Genomic DNA, 23,261 nt, shown 5'->3' with positions numbered 1-23,261 from the left:
TGGTTGAATTGTTTACCAAGGAGCTTTTCGTGCACCGTCGAATTACTCTGTCGGCGCTGGTTTGCGCCGCCGCGCTTTCCGCCCCGGCGATGGCCACTACCTATCCGCTGACCCTGACCGACACTTCCGGCCAGACGCTCACCCTCCAGCAAGAGCCAAAACGCATCGTGGTGCAGGACGGGCGCGATATTCTCACGCTGGCGCTGCTCGATCGCGCCAACCCGTTCGATCGGCTGGTGGCCTGGAACAACCTGCTGAAGAAAAGCGATGCGGCGACCTGGGACATCTTGCAAAGCAAATGGCCGGCGGCGAAAAACATCATCGATATGGGGTTCAGCGACAAGGGCGAAGTCAATCTGGAAAGCGTGATCGCCAAACGCCCCGATCTGATGATCGCCCAGCTGCGTTCCAAACCTTCGCTGAGCCAAACCGGCGTGCTGGATAAGCTGAAGGCGTTGAACGTGCCGGTACTGTTTATCGACACCATGCTCAAGCCGGTGGAAAACACGCCGAAAAGCGTGACGCTGCTGGGGGAAACCCTCAACCGCGAAAGCGAAGCCAAGCAATATACCGATTATTATCAGCAGCACTATCAGGCCATTCTGGCCAAGACGCAGGCGGTGGAACCCAAGCCGCTGGTGTTCTTTGAAGCCAAGGCCGGCCTGAACGGGCTGGAGTCCTGCTGCTATACCCACGGCCACGTCGGCTGGGGCGCGTTGGTGGAAGCGGTCGGCGCGCGCAATATCGGCTCTGCGCTGCTGCCGGGCGCCACCGGCGACGTGGCGCTGGAAAAAGTGATCAGCATGAAGCCGGACGCCTACATCGTTTCCGGTTCGCAGTGGGCCAGCAAGACCAACGCCGCGGTGCCGTTTGGCTATGGCGTGACGCAGCAGCAGGTGGATGAGGCTTTCAACCGGATGAAGCAGCGCCCGGGGTTCGCTCAGGTGTCGGCGGTGAAGGAAGGGCGGTTCTACGGCATCTACCATAACTTCTACAACCACCCGTACAACATCGTGGGGCTGGAGTATCTGGCGAAGTTTATCTATCCGGCGCAGTTCCCGGATCTGGATCCGGCCAAGACCTACAGCGAGATCCTCAGCCGCTTTACCGAAGTGCCGGAAGGCAAGGGCATTTTGGGCGCGCAGGCGCCGGCGGGGAAATAACGGCAACGGGCGCGACGATCATCGCGCCCGTTTTTTATCGTCAGGCGGCCGGCGTATAGGTGGAGATAATCTCCAGTACGCCGTTGATGATGAACTGCACGCCCATGCACACCAGCAGGAAGCCCATCAGGCGAGAGATCGCCTCGATGCCGCTTTTCCCCACCAAGCGCATGATGGCGCCGGAACTGAGCAGGCAGCCCCACAGGATCACCGCGACCGTCAGGAAGATGGCAACCGGCGCCACGGCCAGTACCCAGGGTTCAAAACCCAGCGTGTTCGCTTTGACGCTCGACGCCGAGCTGATGATCATCGCGATGGTACCCGGCCCGGCGGTGCTCGGCATGGCCAACGGCACGAAGGCGATGTTGGCCGACGTCTTATGGCGCAGCTCGTGCGACTTGCTTTCTACCTCCGGTGCCTCTTCAGGGCTCTGCTGGGGGAACAACATGCGAAAACCGATGAAGGCGACGATCAGCCCGCCGGCGATGCGCAGGCCGGGGATCGAAATGCCGAAGGTGTTCATCACCACCTGCCCGGCGTAAAACGCCACCGTCATGATGCAGAACACATAAACCGAGGCCATCAGCGACTGCTGGTTACGCTCTTCGCGCGTCATATTGCCGGACAACCCGAGCAGCAACGCCACCGTGGTCAGCGGGTTGGCCAGCGGCAACAGCAGCACCAAACCCAGTCCGATGGCCTGGAATAACTGCAAAATACCCGTCATAAAAAACTCCCTGTGCAACGTTCAAGCCGCCAGGCGGCGGCCCATGAGCTGAACAGCCTAGCCTGCCGTGTCTCTGGCGGCAATGGGGATAGCTCGGAAGGTTAATTAACCGTCGGCCGGCGTTTCCTCTTCACCATTGCACTCGCCGGCGAGCTCCGGTTCATCCTCACACCCCAGCGGCGCTTCATTGACCGCAATCGCTCGCGGCACTGAACGCGCGCCAAAATGCACCAGCCCATACAGCGTCGCTAATACCGCGCATAGCACGACGAGGACTGCGAGTAACCGGTTCATATTATGAGCTCAAGACCTGTTCACCAGTGAATAACGTAAGGATAGTGATGCCAAGACGCTCTGTCAGCGTGTTGTCGCCGAGAGTAGGCACGTCCGTGCTGTAATTATTATTAATTATTTTTAACTGTTTTTACCATTTAAGCGCTTAAGAGATTAAACACTTCTATACTGGTAAGGCTTTGTGGCATTTCTTTATAATCGAAAAGCTTAAAAGGAGTTTTACTATGGAAGTGGCAAAAGAATGGGTAGCGGCGAAAAAAATCTCCTGGGGCAGCGTCATTGGTGGTGTTATCACCGTATTGGCTGTTTCACTGTTGCTGTCGACGTTGGGTACCAGCCTTGGATTTTCCATCGTGGATCCGACGTCAGACGATCCAATCAATGGAGCCGGTACCACCGTAGTGATTTGGTCCGCTGTTTCAATCATTATTAGCTTGGCTGCCGGCGCTTTTATTGCCGGACGTTTGGCTGCTAATGACGGCCTTATTCATGGCTTCCTGGTATGGGCTACGTCACTGATTGTGGCGGCGGTGCTGGGCGGGATGCTGGTAGGGTCTGCAGTGAAGGCCACCGGCAATGCGCTGGGTGCTATCGCTTCGACCTCTGGCAGCTTGCTCTCCGGTGCCGGTTCAGCGATTGGCAAAGGGGCTGCCGGGTTAGCGGACGTGGGTGGCAAGGTGTTTGACAAGTTGGGTATAGACACCACGTTGGAACCTGAACAGCTGCATGGTGATGTGGTTACGGCGCTTAAAAAAAGTGGTATTCCGTCATTGCAGCCTGAATTCATGCAGCAACAGTTGAATGCGGCCAAGACTGATTTGGCAGACGCAGTAAAAGCCCTGGCACTTCAGCCCGACAATAGCGATGCGATTATTAAGCAACTGGTCGACAAGCTTAAAAAACATGGTGAGGCCATCTCGCAAGATGTGGATCAAGACACACTGAAAAAAGCGCTGGTTGAAAATACCAATATGACGCCGCAGGAAGTAGACCAGACTGTGAAGAATTTGGTCGACGCCAAAAATAAAACTGCGCAGCTGGTTAATCAGCGTTTGGATGAAGCCGAAGCAAAAATCAATCAGGCAAAACAGGAGTATGCTGAGCTGAAACAGAAAGCGCGCGAACAGGCTGCCGCGGCTGCGGACGAATTGTCTCGGGCTGCCCTGTGGTCATTCTTTGCATTGTTGATTGGCGCAGTGGTCAGTGCATTGGCAGGCTTGTGGGGCGTTAACACCAACGCCCGGCGTGTCACCGTATCATCTCCGCAGGCGTAATTTCCAGGCTCGTTTGCGCGTCTCGATGATAGAGGGATGAGAGCCTGAAATACTGACGGTGATGAAATGACAGCCAGGAAAGACTGGCGTTTCCCCCGGCCATGTGCCGGGGTTTTTATTGTTTGCGGCGTGATTAATGACCACCTTTATCGCTGTGTACGGTATTAGGCATCAATTGCCACGATCCCTGAGAACAGGTGGATAACATAGATGCGCTGTAAATAATAATGAGTGTGATTATGAAACAAGAGCTGAATATTTTGCTGGGGAAGGCCGTTGCCTTTCTATTCTATGGCGCTTTTTTGGCGGCCTTGGTCGGCCTGGTGTTTATCGACGTACACTGGCTGCATAATTTCGTGCATGAAACCTCGCTGACCGAAGTGGCGCAGGAACTGTTGCTGCTCGCCATCTCCGGTGGTTTTTTCGCCGCGGCCTGGCGACAGGCTGAACGCCGCTCCGCCTGGATGCTGGTCGGCGGCTTCTTTCTCTGCATGCTGATCCGCGAGATGGACTTCGCCTTCGATGCGCTGTGGCACGGCGCGTGGGTGTGGTTCGCGCTGGCGGTCGCCTTGGTTTGCTTGTGGCATGCCGCCAGGCACATCGCGGCGACGGTGCGCGGCCTGGCCGATTTCGTGACGCATCCCGGCTACGGCATGATGTGCGCGGGCCTGCTGTGCATTCTGGTGTTTTCACGCCTGTTCGGCATGAGCGCGCTGTGGCAAACGCTGATGTTGGACGGCTATAACCGGGTAGTGAAAAACATGGTGGAAGAGGGCTGTGAACTGCTGGGCTACGGCCTGTGCCTGCTGGCCACCCTGAGCTACATGAAAACCGTTTTTGCGCCGGATGAGGCGAAAGCGTGAGGGCGGCGCTTTATTTATCCGGAACAATTTTAGTGATACTATTCGCTTAGCCGAATGCGGCTGAGAAGGTATGCGTTCCATTCTGTATACCCAGTGAGGTTTCAATCTGGCAATTGTGGGCGAGATCTGAAACCTGGCTGACCAAACCCAAAACCCAATTTTCGTACTGCATGTGATCTGTCGTGTGGGTCACCACTGTAGATAAGGAATTATTAATGCCTGTTATTACTCTTCCTGACGGTAGTCAGCGTCATTTCGACCACCCCGTTTCCCCGATGGATGTCGCGCGCGATATCGGCCCTGGCCTGGCGAAAGCCTGTATCGCCGGCCGCGTCAACGGCGAGCTGGTTGATGCCGGCGATCTGATCGAATCAGATGCGCAGCTGGCCATCATCACCATCAAAGATGAAGACGGTCTGGAAATCATGCGCCACTCCTGCGCGCACCTGCTGGGTCATGCGATCAAGCAGCTGTGGCCGGATACCAAAATGGCGATCGGTCCGGTGATCGACAACGGTTTCTATTATGACGTGGATATCGACCGCACCCTGACGCAGGAAGACCTGGATCTGCTGGAAAAGCGGATGCACGAGTTGGCCGATAAGGATTACGACGTCATCAAGAAGAAGGTCAGCTGGCAAGAAGCCCGCGACACCTTCGCTGAGCGCGGCGAAATCTACAAAGTGGCGATCCTGGATGAGAACATCAGCCATGACGATCGTCCTGGCCTGTATCACCACGAAGAATACGTCGACATGTGCCGTGGCCCGCACGTGCCGAACATGCGTTTCTGTCACCATTTCAAGCTGCAGAAAACCTCCGGCGCTTACTGGCGCGGCGACAGCAAAAACAAAATGCTGCAGCGTATCTACGGCACCGCCTGGGCAGACAAGAAGCAGCTGAACGCCTACCTGCAGCGCCTGGAAGAAGCGGCCAAGCGCGATCACCGCAAGATCGGCAAACAGCTCGACCTGTATCACATGCAGGAAGAAGCGCCGGGCATGGTGTTCTGGCACAACGACGGTTGGACGATTTTCCGCGAGCTGGAAGCCTTCGTGCGCATGAAGCTCAAAGAGTATCAGTACCAGGAAGTGAAAGGTCCGTTCATGATGGACCGCGTGCTGTGGGAAAAAACCGGCCACTGGGAAAACTACAAAGACGCCATGTTCACCACCGCGTCGGAAAACCGCGAATACTGCATCAAGCCGATGAACTGCCCGGGTCACGTGCAGATCTTCAACCAGGGCCTGAAGTCGTACCGCGATTTGCCGCTGCGCATGGGCGAGTTCGGCAGCTGCCACCGCAACGAGCCATCGGGCTCCCTGCACGGCCTGATGCGCGTGCGTGGCTTCACGCAGGATGACGCCCATATCTTCTGTACCGAAGAGCAGGTGCGTGCCGAAGTGAACGAATGCATTCGCATGGTCTATGACGTGTACGGCACTTTCGGCTTCGACAAGATCGCCGTCAAGCTGTCTACGCGTCCGGAAAAGCGCATCGGCACCGACGACATGTGGACCCGTGCGGAAGAAGACCTGGCCGCCGCGCTGACCGAGAACGGCATTCCGTTTGAATATCAGCCGGGTGAGGGTGCCTTCTACGGACCGAAAATTGAATTTACCCTGCATGATTGTTTGGATCGCGCATGGCAATGTGGTACCGTGCAGCTCGATTTCTTCTTGCCGGGCCGTTTGGGCGCCTCGTACGTTGGCGAAAACAACGATCGCGTCGTGCCGGTAATGATTCACCGCGCCATTTTGGGCTCCATGGAACGCTTCATCGGTATCCTGACCGAAGAATACGCCGGGTTCTACCCGACCTGGATCGCCCCGGTGCAGGTGGTGGTGATGAATATCACCGACAGCCAGTCTGATTATGTCCAGCAATTGACCAAAAAACTGCAGGATGCAGGCATTCGCGTGAAAGCGGACTTGAGAAATGAGAAGATTGGCTTTAAAATTCGCGAACATACTTTACGTCGAGTCCCTTACATGTTGGTGTGCGGCGACAAAGAGGTCGAAGCAGGCAAAGTTGCCGTTCGTACCCGCCGTGGCAAAGACTTGGGAAGCCTGGACGTAAACGAAGTCGTAGACAAGCTGCTGAAAGAGATTCGCAGCCGTAGTCTTCATCAACTGGAGGAATAAAGTATTAAAGGCGGAAAACGAGTTCAACCGGCGCGTCCTAATCGCATTAACAGAGAAATTCGCGCGCAAGAAGTTCGCCTAACCGGCGTCGATGGCGAGCAGATTGGTATTGTCAGTCTGAATGAAGCTCTTGAAAAAGCTGAGGAAGCGGGCGTTGATTTAGTAGAAATCAGCCCAAATGCCGAACCGCCAGTTTGCCGAATCATGGATTACGGCAAATTCCTCTACGAGAAGAGCAAGTCGACGAAAGAACAGAAGAAGAAGCAAAAAGTTATCCAGGTTAAGGAAATCAAATTCCGTCCTGGCACCGATGATGGCGACTATCAGGTCAAACTACGCAACCTGATTCGCTTTCTGGAAGATGGCGATAAAGCCAAAATCACCCTGCGTTTCCGTGGGCGTGAGATGGCGCACCAGCAGATCGGTATGGAAGTGCTTAACCGCGTCCGTAAAGACCTGTGTGAAGATATGGATCTGGCAGTGGTCGAATCCTTCCCTACGAAGATCGAAGGCCGCCAGATGATTATGGTGCTCGCTCCTAAGAAGAAACAGTAAGGCTTACAAGTAATGGAACCCGCGCGGCGCTTGCGCTGTGTGGGTTTTATTCGCCCAACTGATTCGTTGTTTAACAATGCGAAGTGGATTTAATTAAAATGCCAAAGATTAAAACTGTACGTGGTGCAGCCAAGCGCTTCAAAAAAACCGGCAGCGGTGGTTTTAAGCGTAAACATGCCAACCTGCGTCATATTCTGACCAAAAAAGCAACCAAGCGTAAACGTCACCTGCGTCCGAAAGGCATGGTGTCTAAAAACGATCTGGTCCTGGTTACCGCGTGCCTGCCGTACGCATAAGCCATTTTTTTTGAATTTAGAATAAGACTTTAGGAGAGAGCATATGGCTCGCGTAAAACGTGGTGTAATTGCACGCGCACGTCACAAGAAAATTATGAAGCAGGCGAAAGGTTACTACGGTGCCCGTTCGCGCGTATATCGTGTTGCCTTCCAGGCAGTAATCAAAGCAGGCCAGTATGCTTACCGTGACCGTCGTCAACGTAAGCGTCAGTTCCGTCAGCTGTGGATTGCACGTATCAACGCAGCTGCTCGTCAGAACGGTCTGTCTTACAGCAAGTTCATCAACGGCTTGAAAAAAGCGTCGATCGAAATTGACCGTAAGATCCTGGCTGACATCGCAGTCTTCGACAAAGTGGCCTTCGGCGCACTGGTTGAGAAAGCGAAAGCAGCTCTGGCGTAAGTCAGTAGAAGAGGGAGCTTGCTCCCTCTTTTAATCTTTGTTTTCAGCGACAAATATTGACTTTTATTGGCCGCCGCTATATCACTGGTGGGCAATCATCGACAAGGTACCGCAATCATGCACGCAGCTATTTTTCGTTTCTTTTTTTACTTTAGCGCCTGATTTCAGGAGGCTTTGCGCGTAAGAAAAGAAACGAAAAGTAGCGCCTAAGCCTCCCTCGTGGAGGCTTTTTTGTTTTTGGCCATCGTCCCGCCTTGCAAAGCGTTGCGGTGAGAGCGGCAGGCGTTGAGCGAGCCTTGTGCCTCGCTGGTGAGTCGCCTGGCCGGCAACGTATTGAAAAGTCTTTGAAGATTGCTCAAAGGCGTGTTCGAATAATAGATAACAATTACTTAGGGCCATCCCGGCCAGAGGAAGAGGAAAGCAATGCCACATCTCGCAGAGCTGGTTGCCAATGCCAAGGCAGCCGTAGAAGATGCCCAGGATGTTGCCGCGTTAGATTTGGTACGCGTCGAATATTTTGGCAAGAAAGGTCATTTCACCTTGCAGATGCAGTCTCTGCGCGACGTACCGGCGGAAGACCGTCCGGCGGCCGGCGCGGTGATCAACCAGGCCAAGCAAGAGGTGCAAGACGCGCTGAACGCGCGTAAGAACGCGCTGGAAAGCGCCGCGCTGAACGCGCGCCTGGCGGCTGAAACCATCGACGTGTCCCTGCCGGGCCGTCGCATGGAGAACGGCGGCCTGCATCCGGTGACCCGCACCATCGACCGTATCGAAACCTTCTTCGGCGAGCTGGGCTTCTCCGTTGCCACCGGCCCGGAAATTGAAGACGATTACCATAACTTCGACGCGCTGAACATTCCAGGGCATCACCCGGCGCGCGCCGACCACGACACCTTCTGGTTCGACGCCACGCGCCTGCTGCGCACCCAGACTTCAGGCGTGCAGATCCGCACCATGAAGAACCAGCAGCCGCCGATCCGCATCATTGCGCCGGGCCGCGTTTATCGTAACGACTACGATCAGACGCACACCCCGATGTTCCACCAGATGGAAGGGCTGATCGTCGATAAAGACATCAGCTTCACCAACCTGAAGGGCACGCTGCACGATTTCCTGAACAACTTCTTTGAAGAAGACCTGCAGGTTCGTTTCCGTCCGTCCTACTTCCCGTTCACCGAGCCGTCTGCTGAAGTGGACGTGATGGGCAAGAACGGCAAGTGGCTGGAAGTGCTGGGCTGCGGCATGGTGCATCCGAACGTGCTGCGCAACGTGGGCATCGATCCGGAAGTTTACTCCGGCTTCGCCTTCGGCATGGGCATGGAGCGCCTGACGATGCTGCGTTACGGCGTCACCGACCTGCGCGCATTCTTCGAAAACGATCTGCGTTTCCTCAAACAGTTTAAGTAAGGCGGGAATATCACATGAAATTCAGTGAACTCTGGTTGCGCGAGTGGGTAAATCCGGCCATCAGCAGCGAAGCATTATCCGATCAAATCACCATGGCCGGCCTGGAAGTGGACGGCGTGGATCCGGTTGCCGGCGCGTTTAACGGTGTCGTCGTGGGGGAGGTGGTCGAGTGTGGCCAGCATCCGAACGCCGACAAACTGCGCGTTACCAAGGTTAACGTAGGCGGCGATCGCCTGCTCGACATCGTCTGCGGCGCGCCGAACTGCCGTACCGGCCTGAAAGTGGCGGTCGCCACCGTGGGCGCGGTGCTGCCGGGCGATTTCAAAATCAAGGCCGCCAAGCTGCGCGGCGAACCTTCGGAAGGCATGCTGTGCTCGTTCTCCGAGCTGGGCATTTCCGACGATCATGACGGTATCATTGAGCTGCCGCTGGATGCGCCGATCGGCACCGACATCCGCGACTATCTGAAACTGAACGACAACACCATCGAGATCAGCGTTACCCCGAACCGCGCCGACTGCCTGGGCATCATCGGCGTTGCGCGCGACGTGGGCGTACTGAACCAGGTTGCGCTGACCGAGCCGGACATGAGCCCGGTAGCCGCCACCATCGACGCCACGCTGCCGATCCGCGTTGACGCGCCGCAGGCGTGCCCACGCTATCTGGGCCGCGTAGTGAAAGGCATCGACGTCAAGGCGCCAACCCCGCTGTGGATGCGTGAAAAACTGCGTCGCTGCGGTATCCGTTCTATCGATGCCGTGGTTGACGTCACCAACTATGTGCTGCTGGAGCTTGGCCAGCCGATGCACGCCTTCGATCTGAGCCGCATCGACGGCGGCATCGTGGTGCGCATGGCGGAAGAAGGGGAAACCTTGACGCTGCTGGACGGCAACGAAGCCAAACTGAACGCCGACACCTTAGTGATCGCCGATCATCAAAAAGCGCTGGCGATGGGCGGTATCTTCGGCGGCGAGCATTCCGGCGTCAACGGGGAAACTCAGGACGTGCTGCTGGAGTGCGCTTTCTTCAGCCCGCTGTCGATCACCGGTCGCGCACGCCGTCACGGCCTGCACACCGATGCTTCTCACCGCTATGAGCGTGGCGTCGATCCGGCGCTGCAGTACAAAGCGATGGAGCGCGCCACGCGCCTGCTGCTCGACATCTGCGGCGGCCAGGCCGGCCCGGTTATCGACGTGACCGATGAAAACGAACTGCCGAAGCGCGCTACCATCACGCTGCGCCGCGAGAAGCTGGATCGCCTGATCGGCCACGTGGTGCCGAGCGAGCAGGTTAGCGACATTCTGCGCCGCCTGGGTTGCCAGGTAACCGAACAGGGCGACAGCTGGCAAGCGGTCGCGCCGAGCTGGCGTTTCGATATGGAGATCGAAGAGGATCTGGTGGAAGAAGTGGCGCGCGTTTACGGCTACGACAACATCCCGGATGTGCCGGTTCGTGCCGATCTGGTGATGACCCAGCATCGCGAAGCCGATCTGACGCTCAAGCGCGTGAAGACCATGCTGGTCGATCACGGCTACCAGGAAGCGATCACCTACAGCTTCGTCGATCCGAAAGTGCAGGCATTACTGCATCCGAATGAAGAAGCGCTGATCCTGCCGAGCCCGATTTCGGTCGAGATGTCGGCGATGCGTCTGTCGCTGTGGACCGGCCTGCTGTCTGCGGTGGTGTATAACCAGAACCGCCAGCAGACGCGCCTGCGCCTGTTCGAAAGCGGCCTGCGCTTTGTGCCTGATAGTGCGGCAGATCTGGGTATCCGTCAGGACGTCATGCTGGCAGGCGTGATCGCTGGCCATACGCACGATGAGCATTGGGATCTGGCGCGCAAGCCCGTCGACTTCTATGATTTAAAAGGGGATCTGGAGTCTGTCCTCGAGCTGACCGGTAAATTATCCGAAATTCAGTTCCGGGCGGAAGCCAATCCGGCCCTGCATCCAGGGCAAAGTGCGGCGATTTATTTGCACGGTGAACGCGTAGGTTTCATCGGTGTGGTTCACCCGGAACTTGAACGTAAACTGGATCTTAACGGCCGCACCGTGGTGTTTGAACTGGAGTGGAACAAGCTTGCGAGCCGCGCCGTGCCTCAGGCGCGGGAGATTTCGCGCTTCCCGGCAAACCGCCGTGATATCGCCGTTGTGGTGGCTGAAAACGTCCCCGCAGAAGATATTTTGGCCGAGTGTAAGAAAGTTGGCGCAAATCAGGTAGTTGGCGTAAACTTGTTTGACGTGTACCGTGGCAAGGGCGTGGCAGAAGGTGACAAGAGCCTGGCTATCAGTCTGGTATTGCAGGATACCGCTCGTACACTGGAAGAAGAGGAGATAGCCGCTACCGTTGCAAAATGCGTAGAGGCTCTAAAACAGCGATTCCAAGCATCCTTGAGGGATTGAACCTATGGCGCTTACTAAAGCTGAAATGTCAGAACACCTGTTTGAGAAGCTTGGGCTTAGCAAACGGGACGCCAAAGACCTGGTGGAACTGTTCTTTGAAGAGGTCCGTCGGGCCCTTGAGAATGGCGAACAGGTAAAACTGTCGGGTTTTGGCAACTTTGATCTGCGTGACAAGAACCAACGTCCGGGGCGTAACCCGAAGACCGGCGAAGACATTCCGATTACGGCGCGCCGCGTGGTGACCTTCCGTCCGGGGCAGAAGCTGAAAAGCCGGGTAGAAAACGCCAGCCCGAAAGGGTGAGTGACGTGACATCAAAAAAGGCCGCTTGCGCGGCCTTTTTCTTTTTTTTGGGAAAATTCAGTTTATTCCTAATGGGCAATGTAAGAATTAAAATTATTCATTAAAGCACTACGGCGAAAATTTATTTAATCTTATTTGCGGAATATTCTTATATCTTATTTCATTTGATGGGTGGCCTTATTTGTCATTTCAATAACGGCCATAATAATGGCCTGGGCCGTCGCCGCGGTGGCCGCCGCCCCAGTGCGGGCCCCAGCAGCAGGCGCTGAGGCTTGAGGCCAAGGCGACAACGGCCAGCAACATACCGATACGTTTAATCATCTTATTATCCTCCGGTGGGAATCCATTTAATTATAATTGTCTTGCGGCTTGAGAGACGTCAGTTATTCGTTAAACCTTGTCAGTGGTTATGATAATTAAAGGCGGCGGAAAACAGTGTAGGGATTGTGTAAGGCCGTCGAAAACGATCTGAAAATAGGCATCGATGAGATAGTCGTTAAATAAGCACGCTGATATAACCACTGCAGCAAGAAAAATAGAGTGAGTAGGTAAAATGAAAAAGATCCTGTTGCTGGTGTGTTTCCCGCTGTTGCTGCCGCTGGCGGCGCAGGCCGATGTGTCCGTCGATATCAACGTGCCGGGCGTTTCCCTGCATCTGGGGGATCAGGACCGTCGCGGCTACTACTGGGACGGCTACGACTGGCGTCCACCGCAGTGGTGGCATGCGCACCAGGGCCGCGGTCTGGGTGAGCGCAATGCGCGCGGTTTGTACTGGGACGGCGGACGCTGGCAACCTTCGCCGCCGCGTGGCTATGAGCATCGCGAGCCGGAACGCAGCGGCAATCCGTTCCACGGCGATCGCGATAATCGCGACCGCGACCGCCGTCATGACGATCGGGGTGACCATGACCGGCGCGATGACGGCCGTGGTCAGCCTTATCCACCGGGCAACGCCGGCCCGCATCGTTAATCCCTGAGTTTATCGGCGGCTGGTTTTGCCATCATCATGGTGATGACGGGCAGGGCCAGCCGCTGCTTTCCTGCGCCATCGCCTACACAAGGCTTCCCCTTGCGGCGTTAACCCCCTAATATTCGACTCAGACGTCAATTATCCGGCCACGACAGCGGCCGGCAGGGAACCGCCGCGCCATGCCAACCAGCCGTACTTTCACCTTACTGTTGCAACATCAGCGCTACCGCGATAAGCGCCAGGTCACTCTGCTGGCGCTGGGCGTGGCGGTGGCGTTGCTGTTCAGCCTCTGCGCCGGTGACCAATGGATATGGCCGTCAGCGTGGTTCAGCGATCGGGCGCAGCTGTTCGTTTGGCAACTGCGTTTACCGCGCGCGCTGGCGGTGATGCTGGTCGGCGCCGCCCTGGCGGTGGCGGGCGCGGTGATGCAGGCGCTGTTTGAAAACCCGCTGGCGGAGCCCGGTCTGCTGGGGGTGGCTAACGGCGCCGGCGTCGCGCTGGTGTTGACGGTGCTGTTAGGGCACGGTTTGTTGCCGGTGGCGCTGATGAGCGCCGCCGCGATAGCCGGTGCGCTGGCGATGACCTTTTTGCTGCTGGGCTTCGCTCGGCGCCGGCGCCTGACCAATGCACGGCTGTTGCTGGTTGGCGTGGCGCTGGGCATCGTGTGCAGCGCGCTGATGACCTGGGCGGTCTATTTCAGCACCAGCCTCGATCTGCGGCAGCTGATGTACTGGATGATGGGCGGTTTCGGCGGCGTCGATTGGCGGCAAAAGTGGCTGGTGCTGGCGCTGCTGCCGGTGCTGCTGTGGCTGTGCGGCCAGGGTAGAGCGCTCAACCTGATGGCGCTGGGCGAGGTACAGGCGCGGCAACTTGGGCTGTCGCTGCATCTGTGGCGTAATTTGCTGGTGCTGGCGATCGGCTGGTTGGTCGGCGTCAGCGTGGCGCTCGCCGGAGTGATTGGTTTTGTTGGGTTGGTGATCCCGCATATTTTGCGGCTCACCGGCCTGACCGATCAGCGCTATCTGCTGCCGGCCTGCGCGCTGGCGGGAGCCGGGGTGTTGCTGGTGGCCGATGTGATCGCCCGCGTTGCGCTGTTGGCGGCCGAGCTGCCGATCGGCGTGGTGACCGCCACGCTGGGGGCGCCGCTATTTATCTGGTTACTGACCCGAACAAAGGGCGTAAGGTAGTTTTCTTCATTCACCTGCCATTAAAAAACCAAAGGATGACAACCGATGAGCAAGCCAATCTACAACCTGCCGTTACACACCATCGAAAATCAGGCGACCACGCTGGGCGCCTACCAGGGTAAGGTGCTGCTGGTGGTCAACGTGGCCTCGGAGTGCGGCCTGACCAAGCAATATGAAGGGCTGGAAGCGCTGTACGAAGCCTATCGCGATCGGGGACTGGAAGTTTTGGGGTTCCCGTCCAATGAATTCCTGGGCCAGGAGCCGGGCAGCAACGAAGAGATCCTGGCGTTTTGCCGCGGCACCTTCGGCGTGCAATTCCCGATGTTCGCCAAGATTGAGGTGAACGGCGAACATCGGCATCCGCTGTACCAGGCTCTGATTGCCGCGCAGCCGGATGCTGTCGCACCGGAGGGCAGCGAGTTCCTGGCGCGGATGACCAGCAAAGGGCGGGCGCCGAAGCACGCCGGCGATATTCTGTGGAACTTCGAGAAATTCCTCGTCGCGCGCGACGGCACGGTGATCCAACGCTTCTCGCCTGACACCACGCCGGAAGATCCGGCGCTCGTGGCGGCGGTAAAACAAGCGCTGGCAGGATAAGACGGATGCTGCAACTCGTCGAGGTTGGGGTGGCGGGGCGCCTGGCGCCTTTTTCGGCACAGATTGAAGGCGGGTTGCAGGTTCATCTGATCGGCCCAAACGGCGCCGGGAAGAGTACCTTGCTGGCGCGGGTGGCCGGCATGCTGCCGGGGCTGGGCGAGGTTCGCCTGGACGGGCGCGCGCTGGCCGATTATCCGGGTAACGCGCTGGCATGCCGGCGCGGCTATCTCAGCCAGCAACAGCCGCCGGTGTCGCTGATGCCGGTGTTCCAGTATTTGGCCTTGCACCGGCCAGCGGCAGCGGCGCAAACCGATGTGGAACACGCCATTCTCTATTTGTGCCAGCGGCTGAAGCTGGTGGATAAGCTGTCACGCATGCTGACGCAGCTCTCCGGTGGCGAATGGCAGCGGGTGCGGCTGGCGGCGGTGTTGCTGCAGGTGTGGCCCAGCGTCAATCCGCACAGTCAGCTGTTGTTGCTGGATGAGCCGACCAACAGCCTGGACGTGGCGCAGAAAGTCGCGCTGGATCGCCTGCTGCGGGAATTTTGCCAGAGCGGGCGCAGCGCGCTGGTGTGCGCGCACGATCTGAATCATACCTTACAGCAGGCCGATCGGGTTTGGTTGCTGCACGCCGGGCGGCTGGTGGCACAGGGGGCCACGCGTGAGGTGATGGCACCCGCGCTGCTGTCGCAGATCTATGAAGTGGACTTCCACCTGCAATGGGTGGGGGACCAGCGTTGGATCATGACCCGCACGGCTTGAGTCGCGGCGGCGGCGGAGCGTAACGTAAACGAACACTAAACGTAGTGAATATAAATAGCCGGGTAATCATCGGTTAATATTGGGCTGCCTCTCACTTTCTTATCGATTTTCTTGAAAAACGTCGATGACGTGCTACGCTTGATTCGGCAAAAATAAAATACGTAAATAATTATTAATAAATATAAGAAATTGATTTTAATAATGATTTTAAATAGATGATGGCGGCACCCACCAATCAGTTGACCCACTGATGACAAGTCTCGTCTTAAGGTTTAGTTAAGCTTGCGGCCTTACATTGGCAGTTAATCCACGGAAACGATTCTTCTCTGGCGTTTAATATCCGTTAAACGAAAGGGATTTACAGTGTCATCAAAAGCAGTTCGATACGTTTGGGGTTAACTATGGATCAATTTTTACCTTTCTCTCGTCCGGCCATCGGCGATGAAGAAATCGCCGCGGTAGAGAAAGTGTTGCGTTCCGGTTGGATCACCACCGGGCCGCAAAACCAGCAGCTGGAAAGCGACTTCTGTTCCACCTTCGGCTGTAAGCATGCGATCGCCGTCAGTTCCGCCACGGCGGGCATGCACATCACGCTGATGGCGCTGGGCATCGGCCCCGGCGACGAAGTCATCACCCCTTCGCAAACCTGGGTTTCCACCCTCAACATGATCGAGCTGCTGGGCGCCACGCCGGTCATGATCGACGTTGACCGTGATACGTTGATGGTCAGCGCCGCCGATGTCGAGGCTGCCATCACCCCGAAAACCAAAGCGATTGTTCCGGTGCACTACGCCGGCGCTCCTCTTCAGATGGACGCGCTGCGCGCCGTGGCCGAACGCCACGGTCTGCCTTTGATCGAAGACGCCGCCCATGCGGTCGGTACGCGCTACAACGGCGAATGGGTCGGCGCGCGTGGCACGGCGATTTTCTCGTTCCACGCCATTAAAAACGTGACCTGCGCCGAGGGCGGCCTGATCGCCACCGACGACGATGCGCTGGCGGATCGCCTGCGTTGCCTGAAGTTCCACGGTCTGGCCGTCGATGCCTTCGATCGTCAGCAGCTTGGCCGCAAACCGCAGGCCGAAGTGGTGGAGCCGGGTTACAAATACAACCTGTCCGACATTCACGCGGCGATCGCCGTGGTGCAACTGTCGCGCTTCGCTGAGCTGAACGCGCGCCGCAAGGTGCTGGCACAGCGATACCTGAGCGCGCTGGAAGGCTCGCCGTTCCAACCGTTGGGCGTGCCGGATTACCCGCATGACCACGCCTGGCATCTGTTTATGGTGCGCGTCGACCCTGAGCGTTGCGGCATCGATCGCGATCGGTTGATGGAGCGTCTGAAAGAGGTTGGCGTCGGCACCGGGCTGCATTTCCGCGCCGCGCATACCCAGAAATTCTACCGTGAGCGTTATCCGCAGCTTTCCTTGCCGAATACCGAATGGAACTCGGCGCGGCTATGCACTTTACCGCTATTCCCTGATATGACCGACGCCGACGTGGATCGCGTGGTCAATGCCTTGTCTTCTGTTGTGGAGTCTTTACGTGTCTCGCGTTGAACCGATTAAAAAAGTGTCGATAGTCATCCCGGTATACAACGAGCAGGAAAGTCTGCCGGCGTTGCTGGAGCGTACTACCGCCGCTTGCAAGCAGTTATCTCAACCTTATGAAATCATCCTCGTCGACGATGGCAGCAGCGACAACTCCGCGGACATGCTGACCGCGGCGGCGGAAAAGCCGGACAGCCACGTCATCGCCGTTTTGCTGAACCGCAACTATGGCCAGCACTCGGCGATCATGGCCGGTTTCAACCAGGTGACCGGCGATCTGGTGATTACGCTGGACGCCGATCTGCAGAACCCGCCGGAGGAGATCCCTCGTCTGGTCAGCGTGGCGGAAGAGGGCTATGACGTGGTGGGCACCGTGCGCGCCAACCGTCAAGACTCCTGGTTCCGCAAAAGCGCTTCGCGCGTGATCAACATGATGATTCAACGCGCCACCGGCAAGTCGATGGGGGACTACGGCTGCATGCTGCGCGCCTACCGTCGTCACATCGTTGAGGCGATGCTGCACTGCCACGAACGCAGCACCTTTATCCCGATTCTGGCGAACACCTTCGCCCGTCGCACGACCGAGATCGACGTGCGTCACGCCGAGCGCGAGTTTGGCGATTCCAAGTACAGCCTGATGAAGTTGATCAACCTGATGTACGACCTGATCACCTGCCTGACCACCACCCCGCTGCGTTTGCTCAGCGTGGTCGGCAGCATCGTGGCGCTGTCCGGGTTTGTGTTGGCGCTGGTGCTGATTGCGCTGCGTCTGCTGCTCGGCCCTGAATGGGCCGCCGGCGGCGTGTTCACCCTCTTCGCCGTGCTGTTCACCTTTATCGGCGCCCAGTTTGTTGGCATGGGGCTACTGGGTGAATACATCGGCCGCATCTATACCGACGTGCGCGCACGTCCTCGCTATTTTGTTCAGAAAGTGGTCGGCGTACAGCAGGACCACAATACTCAGGAAGAAGAATGATGAAAGCTATTGTATTTGCTTACCATGATATTGGCTGCGCAGGTCTGAAAGCGCTGACTGAGGCGGGTTATGACGTGCAGGCCGTATTCACGCACACCGACGACCCTGGTGAGAACAACTTCTTCTCCTCCGTGGCCCGTTTGGGCGCCGAATTGGATCTGCCGGTCTATGCGCCGGAAGACGTGAACCACCCGCTGTGGGTTGACCGCATTCGCGACCTGCAGCCGGACGTGATCTTTTCGTTCTACTACCGCCATATGCTGAGCGACGAGATCCTCTCGCTGGCACCGCAGGGCGGCTTCAACCTGCACGGTTCGCTGCTGCCGCATTACCGTGGCCGCGCCCCGGTGAACTGGGCGCTGGTGAACGGCGAAACCGAAACCGGCGCCACGCTGCACAAGATGGTGAAACGCCCGGACGCCGGCGACATCGTCGGTCAGCAGAAAGTGACCATCGCCGACAGCGACACTGCGCTGACGCTTCACAAAAAAGTGCTGGAAGCCGCGCAGGCCGTATTGAAAGAGCAGTTGCCGAAGCTGAAGAACGGCACCGCCACCTTCACCAAGCAGGATGAGTCTCAGGCCAGCTACTTCGGCCGTCGCACCGCAGCGGACGGCGAGATCCTGTGGCACAAGTCCGCCAAAGAGATCAACAACCTGGTACGTGCCGTAACGGAACCGTACCCGGGTGCTTTCAGCTACCTCGGCCAGCGCAAGCTGATCGTCTGGCGCTCTCGCGTGCTGGATACCCAACACGACAAGCAGCCGGGCACCGTACTGAGCACCTCGCCGCTGGTCATCGCCTGTGGCGAAGGCGCGCTGGAGATCGTTGCCGGTCAGAACGACAGCGGCCTGTACGTGCAGGGCAGCCGCCTGGCGCAGGAAATGGGCATCGTCACCGACGTGCGCCTGGCCGCCAAGCCGAACGCCGTAATGAAACGCCGCACTCGCGTGCTGATCCTCGGGGTCAACGGCTTCATCGGTAACCACCTGACCGAGCGCCTGCTGCGTGACGATCGCTACGACATCTACGGCCTGGATATCGGTTCTGACGCCATCAGCCGTTTCCTCGACAACCCGCGTTTCCACTTCGTGGAAGGCGACATCAGCATCCACTCCGAGTGGATCGAGTATCACATCAAGAAATGCGACGTGGTGCTGCCGCTGGTGGCGATCGCGACGCCGATCGAATACACCCGTAACCCGCTGCGCGTGTTCGAGCTGGATTTCGAAGAGAACCTGAAGATCGTTCGCGACTGCGTGAAATACAACAAGCGCATCATCTTCCCGTCCACCTCAGAAGTGTACGGCATGTGCGACGACAAAGAGTTCGACGAAGACCATTCGCGCCTGATCGTCGGGCCAATCAACAAACAGCGCTGGATCTACTCGGTCTCCAAACAGCTGCTGGATCGGGTGATCTGGGCTTACGGCGCTAAAGAAGGCCTGAAGTTCACGCTGTTCCGTCCATTCAACTGGATGGGGCCGCGCCTGGATAACCTGGACGCTGCGCGTATCGGCTCTTCCCGTGCCATCACCCAGCTGATCCTCAACCTGGTGGAAGGTTCGCCGATCAAACTGATGGACGGCGGCGCGCAGAAACGTTGCTTCACCGACATCAACGACGGCATCGAAGCGCTGTTCCGCATCATCGAGAACCGCGACGGCCTGTGCGACGGCCAGATCGTCAACATCGGCAACCCGACCAACGAAGCGAGCATCCGCGAGCTGGCGGAAATGCTGCTGGAAAGCTTCAACAACCACCCGCTGCGCGACCGCTTCCCGCCGTTTGCCGGCTTCAAGGACGTTGAGAGCAGCAGCTACTACGGTAAAGGTTACCAGGACGTCGAGCACCGCACGCCGAGCATCAAGAACGCTCACCGCCTGCTGGGCTGGCAGCCGACCATCGAGATGAAGCAAACCGTCGCCGATACGCTGGACTACTTCCTGCGCACTACCGTTCAGGAAGGGAACGATGCATGAAGAAAGTCGGTCTGCGGGTTGATGTAGATACCTTCAGCGGCACCCGTGAAGGGGTGCCGCAGTTGCTGGACCTGTTCGACAAGTACGACATTCAGGCCAGCTTCTTCTTCAGCGTGGGACCGGACAACATGGGGCGCCATCTTTGGCGCCTTTTGCGTCCGAAATTTCTGTGGAAAATGCTGCGTTCGAACGCCGCCTCGCTGTACGGCCTGGACATTCTGCTGGCCGGCACCGCCTGGCCGGGGCGCAACATTTCACGCGCGTTGGGGCCGCTGATGAAGCGCACCGCCGAAGCCGGCCATGAAGTCGGGCTGCACGCCTGGGATCACCAGGGGTGGCAGGCCAAGGTCGGCAAGTGGAGCGAGGCGCAGCTGACCGAACAAGTGCAGCTGGGCGTCGATGCCCTGAGCGCCAGCACCGGCCAGCCGGTGAAATGCTCCGCCGTGGCGGGCTGGCGTGCCGATACGCGCGTGCTGGAGGTCAAGCAACGCTTCGGCTTCCATTACAACAGCGATTGCCGCGGCACCCATCCATTCCGTCCGGTGCTGAGCGACGGGCGTCACGGCACGGTGCAGATCCCGGTGACGTTGCCGACCTTCGACGAAGTGATCGGCAGCGAAGTCAGCATGGCCGACTTCAACGACTACATTCTGCGCGCTATCGAGAACGATCGCGGCGTGCCGGTGTACACCATTCACACCGAAGTGGAAGGCATGTCGCAAGCGGCGATGTTCGAACAGTTATTGCAACGCGCACGGCAGCAGGGCATCGAATTCTGTCCGCTTAGCGCGCTGTTACCACAAGATTTGGCGTCACTGCCGTTGGGCCGCATCAAGCGTGCTCCTTTCCCCGGCCGCGAAGGTTGGCTGGGCTGTCAAACCGATGTGAAGGACGTTACATGAAGGCGCTAAAAGGATCCTGGGCCATTCTGCTGGCCGTTTTTTTTGCTCTGGTTTACCTGATCCCGCTTAACGGCCGCCTGCTGTGGCAGCCGGACGAGACGCGTTATGCCGAGATCAGCCGTGAAATGCTGCAGCGCGGCGATTGGGTTGTGCCGCACCTGCTGGGGCTGCGCTACTTCGAAAAGCCGGTGGCGGGTTACTGGTTCAATAACATCAGCCAGTGGCTGTTCGGCGAAAACAACTTTGCGGTGCGCTTCGGCTCGGTGTTCAGCACCGGCATGACCGCACTGCTGGTGTTCGCGCTGGCGATGCTGATGTGGCGCAATGCGCGCCGCGCCAGCCTGGCGGCGCTGATTTTCCTGTCGATGGTGCTGGTGTTCAGCATCGGCACCTACAGCGTGCTGGATCCGATGATCTCGCTGTGGCTGGCGGCGGCGATGGTCAGCTACTACCTGACGCTGAAAGCCACTTCGGTCAAAGGCAAGCTGGGCGCCTACGCGCTGCTGGGCTTGGCCTGCGGCATGGGCTTTATGACCAAGGGCTTCCTGGCGCTGGCGGTGCCGGTGATCGCGGTGATCCCGATCGTCATCCAGCAACGTCGCATCAAGGATCTGCTGTGCTACGGCCCGGTGGCGATCGTGACCGCTACGTTGCTCAGCCTGCCGTGGGCGCTGGCGATCGCGCAACGCGAACCCGATTTCTGGAATTACTTCTTCTGGGTCGAACATATTCAGCGTTTCGCCGAAGATAACGCCCAGCACAAGGCGCCGTTCTGGTATTACCTGCCGATCCTGCTGGCGGCGGTGCTGCCGTGGCTGGCGCTGCTGCCCGGTGCGCTGCTCAAGGGCTGGCGCGAACGCGTACAGCGCCCGGAGCTGTTCTTCCTGCTGAGCTGGGCGATGATGCCGCTGATCTTCTTCAGCATCGCCAAAGGCAAGCTGCCGACCTACATTCTGCCGTGCATGGCGCCGCTGGCGCTGCTGATGACCGCCTATGCGGAAGACTACGCCGCCACCCTGCGCGCCAGACTGTTCAAGGCCAATGCCTGGCTGAACGGCCTGTTCGGGCTGATCGGCATCGTGGCGCTGGTGGTGTTGAGCGCCGGCCTGCTGCCGAAAGCCCATCTGTTTACCGCGCAAGAGTGGCCGAAGGTGGTGCTCGGCCTGATCGCCTTCGGCGGCTGGCTCCTGTTCGCGCTGGTTTCCGCACGCGATAACGGCCGTCAATGGCGCTGGGCGGCGGCCTGCCCGGTATTGCTGTGCCTGGTGATCGGCTACGCCATCCCGCAACAGGTGACCGATTCCAAGCTGCCGCAGAACTTCGCGAGCGCCACGATGGCCGAGCTGGGCGACAGCCGTTACGTGCTGACCGACAGCGTCGGGGTAGCGGCCGGTTTGGCCTGGGAACTGAAGCGTAGCGACGTGCTGATGTACAGCCAGAAAGGCGAGGTAGCTTATGGTCTGGAGTATCCGGACGCCAAAGGCCACCTGATCAGCGACGCCGACTTCCCGCAGTGGCTGGCGCAGGCGCGCAAACAGGGGAATGTGTCCCTGGTGCTGCAGCTGTCCCGTGGCGAAGCGCTGCCGCAGGAACTGCCTGCCGCAGACAAGGTAGATCGTATGAATCGCCTGGTGCTGATGTGGTATAAACAGCAACCATGATGGGTTTTCTGTTGGTGATTGTGGTCAGCCTGCTCACCTGCGGTGGGCAGCTGTGCCAGAAGCAGGCGGCGCACTGTTGGGAGCGGGCGGACGAAGCGCGGCTGAAGCAGACGCTGCGTTGGCTGGCGCTGGCGGTGCTGCTGCTGGGGCTGGGCATGGCGGTGTGGCTCAATGTGCTGCAACGCCTGCCGCTCAGCCTGGCTTACCCGATGCTCAGCCTGAACTTCGTGATGGTGACGCTGGCGGCGCGCTGGCTGTTTCATGAGCCGACGACCGTGCGCCACTGGTGTGGCGTAGCGTCGATTATGTTGGGGATCCTGCTGATGAGCGTGCATTCATGAGGGGCTATGCCTGGGGCGCCGCCAGCGTGTTGCTGGTGACGCTGGCGCAGTTGCTGATGAAGTGGGGCATGGTGCAAATCCCGCTGATGTCGTTCGCCGACGTCTCGTTGGCGTTGATCGGCGACTACTGGCTGCCGCTGCTGGCGGTGGGCGGCGGCATCTTCGGTTATGCGCTGTCGATGCTGTGTTGGTTCTTTGCGCTGCGCCACCTGCCGTTAAACCGCGCTTATCCTCTGCTGAGCGTCAGCTACGCGCTGGTCTATCTGGCGGCGGTGATCCTGCCGTGGTTTAACGAATCCGCTACGCTGCTGAAAACGTTGGGCACGCTGTTTATTCTGTTCGGCGTCTGGCTGATTAACAGCAAATCCGAGACAAAATCGCCGGAATAGGGTCAAAACCGGCGATCCTGCTATTATCTCCCTCATGGCGCTTGCCTTTTTCCCCGTGCGGGAGATAAATTAACGCCAAATAGCGCTCTCCTTACGTGGTGCCGGCTTCGCCTCGCAGGCGG

The 23,261-nt window shown here is 58.2% G+C and carries 25 protein-coding genes and 1 other annotated feature; of the genes, 22 read left to right on the top strand and 3 right to left on the bottom strand.

Annotation, left to right across the window (positions count from 1 at the left end; all coding sequences use genetic code 11):
* Positions 1–29 precede the first annotated feature (29 nt).
* Positions 30–1,163, top strand: a complete 1,134-nt coding sequence (locus AWX27_RS02605; RefSeq protein WP_060419226.1) for an ABC transporter substrate-binding protein — start codon at positions 30–32, stop codon at positions 1,161–1,163.
* A gap of 40 nt (positions 1,164–1,203) precedes the next feature.
* Here the strand turns inward: AWX27_RS02605 and AWX27_RS02600 are convergent, their stop codons facing one another.
* Both AWX27_RS02600 and AWX27_RS02595 read right to left on the bottom strand, forming a co-directional pair.
* Positions 1,204–1,890, bottom strand: coding sequence for a MarC family NAAT transporter (locus tag AWX27_RS02600; RefSeq protein WP_038877591.1), 687 nt, complete (start codon positions 1,888–1,890; stop codon positions 1,204–1,206).
* Between the two features lie 105 nt (positions 1,891–1,995).
* Complete coding sequence (locus AWX27_RS02595; RefSeq protein ID WP_047727675.1) at positions 1,996–2,184, bottom strand: hypothetical protein; 189 nt, start codon at positions 2,182–2,184, stop codon at positions 1,996–1,998.
* A gap of 224 nt (positions 2,185–2,408) precedes the next feature.
* Between AWX27_RS02595 and AWX27_RS02590 the strand changes: the two genes are divergently transcribed.
* The 10 genes from AWX27_RS02590 to ihfA all read left to right on the top strand — a co-directional run bounded on the left by AWX27_RS02590 (position 2,409) and on the right by ihfA (position 11,826).
* Positions 2,409–3,458 (top strand): AAA family ATPase, encoded by a 1,050-nt coding sequence (locus tag AWX27_RS02590; RefSeq protein WP_060419224.1) that lies wholly within the window; start codon positions 2,409–2,411, stop codon positions 3,456–3,458.
* A gap of 239 nt (positions 3,459–3,697) precedes the next feature.
* Complete coding sequence (locus AWX27_RS02585; protein ID WP_060419222.1) at positions 3,698–4,321, top strand: hypothetical protein; 624 nt, start codon at positions 3,698–3,700, stop codon at positions 4,319–4,321.
* 215 nt (positions 4,322–4,536) lie between these two features.
* Positions 4,537–6,465 carry a threonine--tRNA ligase gene (thrS, locus tag AWX27_RS02580; RefSeq protein WP_025159696.1) on the top strand — a complete coding sequence of 643 codons (1,929 nt, stop codon included), beginning with the start codon at positions 4,537–4,539 and terminating at the stop codon, positions 6,463–6,465.
* A gap of 3 nt (positions 6,466–6,468) precedes the next feature.
* On the top strand, positions 6,469–7,020 hold the full coding sequence (gene infC, locus AWX27_RS24310; RefSeq protein ID WP_048233542.1) for a translation initiation factor IF-3: 552 nt from the start codon (positions 6,469–6,471) through the stop codon (positions 7,018–7,020).
* A gap of 98 nt (positions 7,021–7,118) precedes the next feature.
* On the top strand, positions 7,119–7,316 hold the full coding sequence (gene rpmI / locus AWX27_RS02570) for a 50S ribosomal protein L35 (protein ID WP_004931418.1): 198 nt from the start codon (positions 7,119–7,121) through the stop codon (positions 7,314–7,316).
* A 43-nt stretch (positions 7,317–7,359) separates the two neighbouring features.
* The gene (gene rplT / locus AWX27_RS02565) at positions 7,360–7,716 is read left to right on the top strand and encodes a 50S ribosomal protein L20 (protein WP_004931417.1); all 357 of its coding nucleotides are present in this window, start codon (positions 7,360–7,362) and stop codon (positions 7,714–7,716) included.
* Between the two features lie 113 nt (positions 7,717–7,829).
* Positions 7,830–7,952, top strand: a sequence feature (Phe leader region).
* Positions 7,834–7,878: a pheST operon leader peptide PheM gene (pheM, locus tag AWX27_RS25235; RefSeq protein WP_121626058.1), complete on the top strand. Its 45-nt coding sequence runs from the start codon at positions 7,834–7,836 to the stop codon at positions 7,876–7,878. It overlaps the preceding feature by 45 nt.
* A gap of 187 nt (positions 7,953–8,139) precedes the next feature.
* Positions 8,140–9,123, top strand: a complete 984-nt coding sequence (gene pheS / locus AWX27_RS02560; RefSeq protein WP_004931416.1) for a phenylalanine--tRNA ligase subunit alpha — start codon at positions 8,140–8,142, stop codon at positions 9,121–9,123.
* 14 nt (positions 9,124–9,137) lie between these two features.
* Positions 9,138–11,525: a phenylalanine--tRNA ligase subunit beta gene (gene pheT / locus AWX27_RS02555; protein ID WP_049288255.1), complete on the top strand. Its 2,388-nt coding sequence runs from the start codon at positions 9,138–9,140 to the stop codon at positions 11,523–11,525.
* A 4-nt stretch (positions 11,526–11,529) separates the two neighbouring features.
* Positions 11,530–11,826 (top strand): integration host factor subunit alpha, encoded by a 297-nt coding sequence (gene ihfA / locus AWX27_RS02550; protein WP_004931414.1) that lies wholly within the window; start codon positions 11,530–11,532, stop codon positions 11,824–11,826.
* Positions 11,827–12,015: 189 nt separating this feature from the next.
* Here the strand turns inward: ihfA and AWX27_RS25410 are convergent, their stop codons facing one another.
* Positions 12,016–12,147, bottom strand: coding sequence for a hypothetical protein (locus AWX27_RS25410; RefSeq protein ID WP_047727673.1), 132 nt, complete (start codon positions 12,145–12,147; stop codon positions 12,016–12,018).
* Between the two features lie 232 nt (positions 12,148–12,379).
* Here AWX27_RS25410 and AWX27_RS02545 point away from each other — a divergent pair, with 232 nt between their 5' ends.
* The 11 genes from AWX27_RS02545 to arnF all read left to right on the top strand — a co-directional run bounded on the left by AWX27_RS02545 (position 12,380) and on the right by arnF (position 23,139).
* Positions 12,380–12,796, top strand: coding sequence for a DUF2502 domain-containing protein (locus tag AWX27_RS02545; RefSeq protein WP_049271951.1), 417 nt, complete (start codon positions 12,380–12,382; stop codon positions 12,794–12,796).
* A gap of 179 nt (positions 12,797–12,975) precedes the next feature.
* Positions 12,976–13,983 carry a vitamin B12 ABC transporter permease BtuC gene (gene btuC, locus AWX27_RS02540; protein ID WP_060419220.1) on the top strand — a complete coding sequence of 336 codons (1,008 nt, stop codon included), beginning with the start codon at positions 12,976–12,978 and terminating at the stop codon, positions 13,981–13,983.
* A gap of 45 nt (positions 13,984–14,028) precedes the next feature.
* Positions 14,029–14,580 carry a glutathione peroxidase gene (locus AWX27_RS02535; protein ID WP_060419218.1) on the top strand — a complete coding sequence of 184 codons (552 nt, stop codon included), beginning with the start codon at positions 14,029–14,031 and terminating at the stop codon, positions 14,578–14,580.
* Positions 14,581–14,585: 5 nt separating this feature from the next.
* Entirely contained in the window at positions 14,586–15,341 is a 756-nt protein-coding gene (btuD, locus tag AWX27_RS02530) for a vitamin B12 ABC transporter ATP-binding protein BtuD (RefSeq protein WP_060419216.1), read from the top strand.
* Between the two features lie 401 nt (positions 15,342–15,742).
* Positions 15,743–16,897, top strand: a complete 1,155-nt coding sequence (gene arnB / locus AWX27_RS02525) for a UDP-4-amino-4-deoxy-L-arabinose aminotransferase (RefSeq protein ID WP_060419214.1) — start codon at positions 15,743–15,745, stop codon at positions 16,895–16,897.
* Entirely contained in the window at positions 16,884–17,864 is a 981-nt protein-coding gene (gene arnC, locus AWX27_RS02520) for an undecaprenyl-phosphate 4-deoxy-4-formamido-L-arabinose transferase (protein ID WP_033642884.1), read from the top strand. The genes arnB and arnC overlap by 14 nt, the downstream gene beginning before the upstream one ends.
* Positions 17,864–19,846 (top strand): bifunctional UDP-4-amino-4-deoxy-L-arabinose formyltransferase/UDP-glucuronic acid oxidase ArnA, encoded by a 1,983-nt coding sequence (arnA, locus tag AWX27_RS02515; RefSeq protein WP_060419724.1) that lies wholly within the window; start codon positions 17,864–17,866, stop codon positions 19,844–19,846. The genes arnC and arnA overlap by 1 nt, the downstream gene beginning before the upstream one ends.
* A complete protein-coding gene (gene arnD / locus AWX27_RS02510; protein WP_047727670.1) occupies positions 19,843–20,748 on the top strand; it encodes a 4-deoxy-4-formamido-L-arabinose-phosphoundecaprenol deformylase in 906 nt (301 codons plus the stop codon). The genes arnA and arnD overlap by 4 nt, the downstream gene beginning before the upstream one ends.
* A complete protein-coding gene (gene arnT / locus AWX27_RS02505; protein WP_060419212.1) occupies positions 20,745–22,409 on the top strand; it encodes a lipid IV(A) 4-amino-4-deoxy-L-arabinosyltransferase in 1,665 nt (554 codons plus the stop codon). The genes arnD and arnT overlap by 4 nt, the downstream gene beginning before the upstream one ends.
* Positions 22,406–22,750: a 4-amino-4-deoxy-L-arabinose-phosphoundecaprenol flippase subunit ArnE gene (gene arnE / locus AWX27_RS02500; RefSeq protein ID WP_060419210.1), complete on the top strand. Its 345-nt coding sequence runs from the start codon at positions 22,406–22,408 to the stop codon at positions 22,748–22,750. Before arnT ends, arnE begins: the two co-directional genes overlap by 4 nt.
* Positions 22,747–23,139 (top strand): 4-amino-4-deoxy-L-arabinose-phosphoundecaprenol flippase subunit ArnF, encoded by a 393-nt coding sequence (gene arnF, locus AWX27_RS02495; RefSeq protein ID WP_019456018.1) that lies wholly within the window; start codon positions 22,747–22,749, stop codon positions 23,137–23,139. The genes arnE and arnF overlap by 4 nt, the downstream gene beginning before the upstream one ends.
* The last annotated feature ends 122 nt before the right edge of the window (positions 23,140–23,261 follow it).

Source organism: Serratia sp. 2880STDY5682894, assembly GCF_001537385.1.
GTDB classification, from domain to species: Bacteria; Pseudomonadota; Gammaproteobacteria; order Enterobacterales; family Enterobacteriaceae; genus Serratia; species Serratia nevei.
Note: the sequence above shows the minus strand (reverse complement) of the source record. Positions and strands in the feature narration are given on the sequence as shown.